The organism is Acinetobacter sp. Q186-3 (genome assembly GCF_013420655.1).
Lineage (GTDB): Bacteria > Pseudomonadota > Gammaproteobacteria > Pseudomonadales > Moraxellaceae > Acinetobacter > Acinetobacter indicus.
The window spans coordinates 1-5,759 of the sequence record NZ_VOXS01000034.1; the positions used below are offsets into that span (position 1 = coordinate 1).

At 45.1% G+C, this 5,759-nt stretch carries 8 protein-coding genes; 2 read left to right on the plus strand and 6 right to left on the minus strand.

Going from position 1 to position 5,759, the window contains the following annotated elements; translation table 11 throughout:
- Positions 1–194 precede the first annotated feature (194 nt).
- From FTT64_RS14045 to FTT64_RS14055, 3 genes are read right to left on the minus strand one after another with little or no spacing between them, the layout of a single operon-like run.
- Positions 195–1,283 carry a DUF6670 family protein gene (locus FTT64_RS14045; RefSeq protein ID WP_127798995.1) on the minus strand — a complete coding sequence of 363 codons (1,089 nt, stop codon included), beginning with the start codon at positions 1,281–1,283 and terminating at the stop codon, positions 195–197.
- A 24-nt stretch (positions 1,284–1,307) separates the two neighbouring features.
- Positions 1,308–2,132 carry a CDP-diacylglycerol--serine O-phosphatidyltransferase gene (gene pssA, locus FTT64_RS14050; protein WP_075168287.1) on the minus strand — a complete coding sequence of 275 codons (825 nt, stop codon included), beginning with the start codon at positions 2,130–2,132 and terminating at the stop codon, positions 1,308–1,310.
- A 46-nt stretch (positions 2,133–2,178) separates the two neighbouring features.
- Positions 2,179–3,036, minus strand: a complete 858-nt coding sequence (locus tag FTT64_RS14055) for a 23S rRNA (adenine(2030)-N(6))-methyltransferase RlmJ (protein ID WP_168396954.1) — start codon at positions 3,034–3,036, stop codon at positions 2,179–2,181.
- A gap of 116 nt (positions 3,037–3,152) precedes the next feature.
- Between FTT64_RS14055 and FTT64_RS14060 the strand changes: the two genes are divergently transcribed.
- Together FTT64_RS14060 and FTT64_RS14065 are read left to right on the plus strand one after the other, a co-directional pair.
- Entirely contained in the window at positions 3,153–3,755 is a 603-nt protein-coding gene (locus FTT64_RS14060; protein ID WP_168396955.1) for a 2OG-Fe(II) oxygenase, read from the plus strand.
- Between the two features lie 60 nt (positions 3,756–3,815).
- The gene (locus FTT64_RS14065) at positions 3,816–4,343 is read left to right on the plus strand and encodes a hypothetical protein (RefSeq protein WP_005182203.1); all 528 of its coding nucleotides are present in this window, start codon (positions 3,816–3,818) and stop codon (positions 4,341–4,343) included.
- 96 nt (positions 4,344–4,439) lie between these two features.
- Here FTT64_RS14065 and FTT64_RS14070 read toward each other — a convergent pair whose 3' ends face one another.
- From FTT64_RS14070 to FTT64_RS14080, 3 genes are all read right to left on the minus strand, one after another.
- Complete coding sequence (locus FTT64_RS14070) at positions 4,440–4,697, minus strand: DUF2789 family protein (RefSeq protein ID WP_005182199.1); 258 nt, start codon at positions 4,695–4,697, stop codon at positions 4,440–4,442.
- Between the two features lie 110 nt (positions 4,698–4,807).
- The gene (locus FTT64_RS14075) at positions 4,808–5,068 is read right to left on the minus strand and encodes a DUF2789 family protein (RefSeq protein ID WP_005182196.1); all 261 of its coding nucleotides are present in this window, start codon (positions 5,066–5,068) and stop codon (positions 4,808–4,810) included.
- A gap of 145 nt (positions 5,069–5,213) precedes the next feature.
- Complete coding sequence (locus FTT64_RS14080) at positions 5,214–5,468, minus strand: DUF2789 family protein (RefSeq protein WP_005182193.1); 255 nt, start codon at positions 5,466–5,468, stop codon at positions 5,214–5,216.
- Between the last annotated feature and the right edge of the window lie 291 nt (positions 5,469–5,759).

The following is a 5,759-nucleotide window of genomic DNA, read 5'->3' on the forward strand; positions in this document are numbered from 1 at the left end:
TGATTTTATTTCTAAACTTACCACCTAAACCAGAACTCAACCATTTTAGCTAAATCCTTGTTTATCAACAAGTTTTTATCAACATCACCGCCGATGGATGTGCATTATAGAGCAAATAAAACCTGACGCAACCCCTATTTTAAATTATTTTGGGAAATACGACACAACTGTTTATTTATTCAACAAAAATACACTTATTTTTCTTTTTTCACTAAAAATGGGACCGGATTGGCCAAATGATCACCTAATTTTTCTGCCTGATTTTTTTCCTGCCATTTTAAGGCGCGACAATCAATATATTCACAATAGCCGCCTTCGCCCTGTTCTTCGACATCATTTATTTTGACCTGATAATGAAAACTGCCGACATAACCTGCAGCCAAGCCAAATTTAAAATCCCCGCGGCTTTGTGCCTGAATATGGATACGCGTGCCATCTGCACCGCTGTAACACCATTCAAATTCACGCGGCAGATACATGCTTTGCCGGTTTGGAGTCATCACCGCCGGATAAACCCGGTGCACTTTAAAATATACGCCTTCATCAAACAGCTGGCTTTGGCCGCTGCTCAGGTCACGCAAATACATCCGCGACTGCAAAATCCGGTTAAAGCGATCTCGCACTTGGGCCAGTAATAACTGCCGTTGCTGCTGCAGATTAATCACCTGATAGGTAAAAAAGGCTAAAGGTAGATAAGGAAAATTAATGGCTCGCGCATATTCAAAACTGCCGAGTTGCTGGATCTGATAATGTTGCTGTTTATATTGAAGCTGTCCACTGCATTCACACAACAAAGACCAGTGATCGGCCAGCCCCATGCGTAGCTTGGCAAAATAGGAAATCACCGGGGTAGTACGAATCTTCAGATCAAAACTGAGTTCAGAATCCAGACGTTGGACCCGAAACTCCGGAAAATGTCCTTCCAGCTGCTCCCGACCACCAAACTGAAACAGTGCCGGCTTGAAATAACATTCTTTTTCCACTGAATAACTGCTGAGCTGCCCCACCATATGTGGACTGGAACTGACCAGTACCGTAGCAGTATCCAGCGGATGGGTTTGAATCGCGCTGTCATTACGCAGCATCGGGGCATTTGGCTGCCCAATCAGGCTCAGGAAATTAAGATAATGTAAGGGCGCGGGCAAATTGGGAATCATCAGCCCTTGATGAATGATTTTATATTTCTGGTTCGGGGCGTGAAAAGGCAGCTGCTCAAGCTTGAGTTGATGTGGAGCTTGATTCAGTTGTTTGGATCGATCGAGAAAATCTTGAAACATCTGCATAGCAAGCTCCTGGGTGTCATCTTGTTATGATTCGGCGGTTTTTCTCGCCATATAAGTGGTCACAAAACCTGATAATGCATAGATGATAGAAATCACCAGAATACCGACCGGAATATTATAGGTCATGGCCGCCAGTACAAAAACGGCAATTGGCAGCACAATAAACGGCACCCGCTTACGGTCCAATGTCTTAAAGGAATAATATTTAATATTGGAAATCATCAGCAAGCCAACCGCCACAATAATCACGGCGTTGATGATCTGAATACCAAAGTCCTGAATATTATAAATTTCAGGAAAATCGCGGCCGACCCAGACCAGCGACACCAGCATTAAAGCCGCCAATGGACTGGCCACGCCAATAAAATAGCGTTTATCAACCACGCCAATCTGCACATTAAAACGCGCCAGACGGAAAGCCGCACAGGCGGTATAAACAAAACAGCAGGCCAAGCCAATCCGGCCCAGATCATTCAGGCTCCAGCTATACATTAAAATTGCCGGGGCCACACCAAAGGCCAGCATATCGGACAAGGAGTCGAACTGCTCGCCAAACGGACTTTGCGCACCAATGGCACGCGCAACACGACCATCTAAACCATCAAATAAGGCCGCCAGGAAAATGGCATAAATGGCCTGACTATATTCGCCATTCATGCTGGCAATAATTGAATAAAAGCCCGACAGTAAAGCCGCGGTGGTAATGAGATTAGGCCACAGGTAGATGCCACGGCGTTTGACCTTTTGCCCCTCGCGGGTACGTTCCTCTTCCACCACTTCAAATGTGATTCCATCGTAATCATGTTCACGCGTCACGGAATCACCCTCGGGCTTCGGTGTGTTTATCATTATTTTATTCCTAACTCTAACCTAATCTCTGTTGTGACTGCTTGGCTTATTCGCCAACCAGCCAGCGTACTGCTGCATGTCCACCATTGTCCTGCATGCGTAAATGCGGGAATAACCATTGTAAGGCTTCATCTGCATCTTCAGAGAATTTCCAAGGTGGATTGATCACCAGTAAACCACAGCCATTCAAGCCAACCGGGGTATCATCTGGCCAGACACAGATTTCGCAAACCAGCTGACGGCGAATGCCCGATTTGTACATTTTCTTTTCAAAACGTTCAATCATGGCGCGGTCTTTAATTGGATACCACGCCGCAAACACGCCTGTTGGCCATTTTTTATAGGCCGCGACCAGCAGTTCTACCAGCTGCGGGAAGTCTTTACGTTCCAGCTCATAAGGCGGGTCAATCATGACCAGACCGCGTTTTTCTTTCGGTGGAATCACCCCAAGCAGACCTTCGTAAGCATCACGTTCATGCAAGCCAGCACGACGGTCACGGATATTGCTGCGCAATTGCTGAAAAACATCACGCTGCATTTCAAACACCGTGGCTTTATCCATCTCACGCATGCCTTGTAAGGCAAACCATGGTGAACCCGGATAAGCACCCTTGCCATCCGTCTCGCGCATCTGCTCGACCAGATTCAGATACTGCTTCACGCCTTCCGGTGCATTGCGGATAATCGAGTCATCCAGTTTGACCAGACGGTGAATACCATTTAAGAACTCACCCGACTTCTGTGCAGGTGCTAAAGATAAGTCGTATTTGCCTGCACCGCCATGTGTATCAATATAGCGATAAGGTTTATCTTTGGCATTTAAACGTGTCAGTAACTGAAGCAAAAGCACATGCTTCATGACATCGGCAAAGTTGCCTGCATGGAAATGGTGACGGTAATTCATGTTTCTTTAATTCCTGAAATCAACCGGTATTTTAGCATGAAAAAAAGTTTCATTCAGAGGCTTATCTTGCTCTAAAATAGTTCCCCCGCTTTTTTATCCTTGTTCGAGTTTTGCCTATGCAAACACATTCTCTACCACCGTCCTGGAATCTGGCACAGATATTCAATGATCTGGATCAATCCGGTTATGCCCTGATTGATGATGCCTATTCACAGGATTATGTACAAGCTTTGGTAGCAGAATGTACCGCACATTTGAATGAGTTTCGTAACGCAGCCATTCAAAACGGTGTGGTCAGCCAGATTCGCAGTGATCATATCTTATGGCTGGATTCAAGCCTGCCGGTTGCCGAGCAGCATACCCAAACCTTAATGGCGCTGGCCGAGCAATTAAATCGTGCCTTTTTTCTGGGCATTAAGGAAGTCGAAGCCCATTTTGCCTGTTATAACGCCGGCGAATTTTATGCCCTGCACCGCGATAATCCGCAAGGTAAAAATGGCCGGATGATTTCCTGCGTCTTTTATCTGCATGAACAGTGGCAGGCCGATTGGGGCGGTGAATTACGCTTGCAGGACAAACAGGGCGAATGGCAGATCATTGCGCCACAGCCCAACCGGATGGCCTTATTCCAAAGTGATTTGCTGCATGAAGTGCTGCTCTCCAAACAGCAGCGCCTTTCGATTACTGCCTGGCTGCGTAGTGATCCACAGTTGTGGTGATCCTTTAAATCCTGGCAAGTGGCCTCATATAAACCGTATTGTGAACTGAGGATTGTGCCGATGCGTGATACCACCCAACCGATTATTCAGCGTATCGGTGAAACTGACCAGCTCTATTTACAGGGCAACACCCCGGAACTGGCGCTGGAACGTGCTTCATTACGCCTAGAACTGGTGATGCTGAGTCAGGTCCGTCAGGAACAGACCTATTTCCTGCAAGAAGCGATTGTGCTGCTGGAGCAAGGCCGGGTTGAATTTGAGGAAATGCCGCTGTCCTTATATTTAAATCTGTCCTTAACCCTGGCCAAGGCCTATATGCTGTATTTTGAAATCAGTCAGGAAACCCGCTTTGCCTTAATTACCCAGCAGATTCTAAAACCGCTGACCAATTATAATCATGGCGATATTTACCTGTTCCTGGCCTATGCCAGCGCAGCGAAAAAAGAAAATGCACTGACTCAGCATTGGCTGACCAAATACCGTAAAACAGCCGAGTTTGATGCCGATGTACTACGTGAACATACTGCCTTTGAACACTGTCATGGTCAAAGCTGGTTTGTGCAGCTGATTCAGCCGCGTTTACACTAAAGCTCAGCGCAATCAAAATCTCTCAACAATAAAAAATGCCTCATTGATTGAGGCATTTTTTATGAACTACAGAAACGCTTGAATCTTCAGACGGGATTAAGCGGTTTGGGCTTTATAGGCATCCATATGTAATTGTTGATTCAATTCATCGACCCAGATCGCCCAGTCATCATCCTGGACCAGATGACTGATTAATAAAGCACGCTGGGATTTATTCCAGAACGGCGCATCATGCAAAGAAATATGGGAAGGCAGTTGATGGGTACGTACATAAAGTTCAATGGCCGCCGGACTATTGGCTAAACCAAGTTGAGAAAATAATAGAGCTAAGGATGGTGTGTTGTGATTGAGCATCTCGCCCTCCTTATATATCAGATAAATTGTAGTTATTTATCCATCTAACTTATAAGATAAAGCAAAAAAAACCTAGTCTTTGCGACCAGGTTTGTTGTTTCAATTTGTGATTAAAGTTCGCAAGAGCCGGAAAGCTTATGTTCGGTATGTAATTGCTCGTTTAAGACATCAATCACGATGGCCCATTCATCATCACTTTTCCAGTGACTGATAATGAAATCATGCTGGGCCTTGCTCCAGAATGCGGCTTTATGTAGGGGAATATCGGAAGTTAATTGATGGCTTTCAATAAATTGATCAATGGCTTCTGAACTGGACTCTAGACCCAGCTGCTCAAATAACAGTTCTAATGTGGGTTGCTGATCAAACATGGCGCCCTCCTCAGCATTTTTTTACTGTATTGTAGCTTTACGTTATAAGAATTCTGCACAAAAGCACAGCCTTGTGACTGCGCTTGTTGTATTTTTTTGTACCAAAGCATGTAAGGCGGATGAGCCTGATTGAACTGGCTCCGGCTTATTGCGCCAGCTTGTCGCTTTCAACGTGTAGTAACTGGTTTAATTTGTCGATAATCACAATCCACTCATCATCCTGATGCCAGTGTTCGCGTAAAAAGGCGCTTTGTCCCTCACTCCAGAATCCGGCATCGGGCAAGGTCACTTCTGCCGGCAATTGATGGGCACGCACAAATTGCTCAATAGATGCTTCGTCTGCGGCTAAACCCAGTTGTTCAAATAATAATTCTAAGGTCGGCTGTTGTTCGAGTACCATGGAATGACTCCGTATTTTTCTAGGCGAAGTCCATAAACTAGCAAATCCGGAACAGCATTAGGGCTACAGGCCGATGTATTCTTGTTATGTTTTGTGAGGTTTGTCATGGCGCTGATCAATACAACAATCCATACAGCTGCATAAAAAAAGCACCCCAAATGGAGTAATGCCAGTCAGTTAAGCAAATTTTAGTAAAATGTAGTAAAAATGAGTGTATGTAAATACGCTCATTTTTTTATGTCTTTATCTGAACATTTAGAATCCACTCTTGAACATTCTCTCCCATCACTC

Excerpts from the sequence above, each read along its gene's own strand:
- pssA (WP_075168287.1), bottom strand. The coding sequence starts at position 2,132 with ATGATAAACACACCGAAGCCCGAGGGTGATTCCGTGACGCGTGAACAT.
- FTT64_RS14060 (WP_168396955.1), top strand. The coding sequence starts at position 3,153 with ATGCAAACACATTCTCTACCACCGTCCTGGAATCTGGCACAGATATTC.
- FTT64_RS14075 (WP_005182196.1), bottom strand. The coding sequence starts at position 5,068 with ATGTTTGATCAGCAACCCACATTAGAACTGTTATTTGAGCAGCTGGGT.
- FTT64_RS14070 (WP_005182199.1), bottom strand. The coding sequence starts at position 4,697 with ATGCTCAATCACAACACACCATCCTTAGCTCTATTATTTTCTCAACTT.
- FTT64_RS14055 (WP_168396954.1), bottom strand. The coding sequence starts at position 3,036 with ATGAATTACCGTCACCATTTCCATGCAGGCAACTTTGCCGATGTCATG.
- FTT64_RS14065 (WP_005182203.1), top strand. The coding sequence starts at position 3,816 with ATGCGTGATACCACCCAACCGATTATTCAGCGTATCGGTGAAACTGAC.
- FTT64_RS14080 (WP_005182193.1), bottom strand. The coding sequence starts at position 5,468 with ATGGTACTCGAACAACAGCCGACCTTAGAATTATTATTTGAACAACTG.
- FTT64_RS14045 (WP_127798995.1), bottom strand. The coding sequence starts at position 1,283 with ATGCAGATGTTTCAAGATTTTCTCGATCGATCCAAACAACTGAATCAA.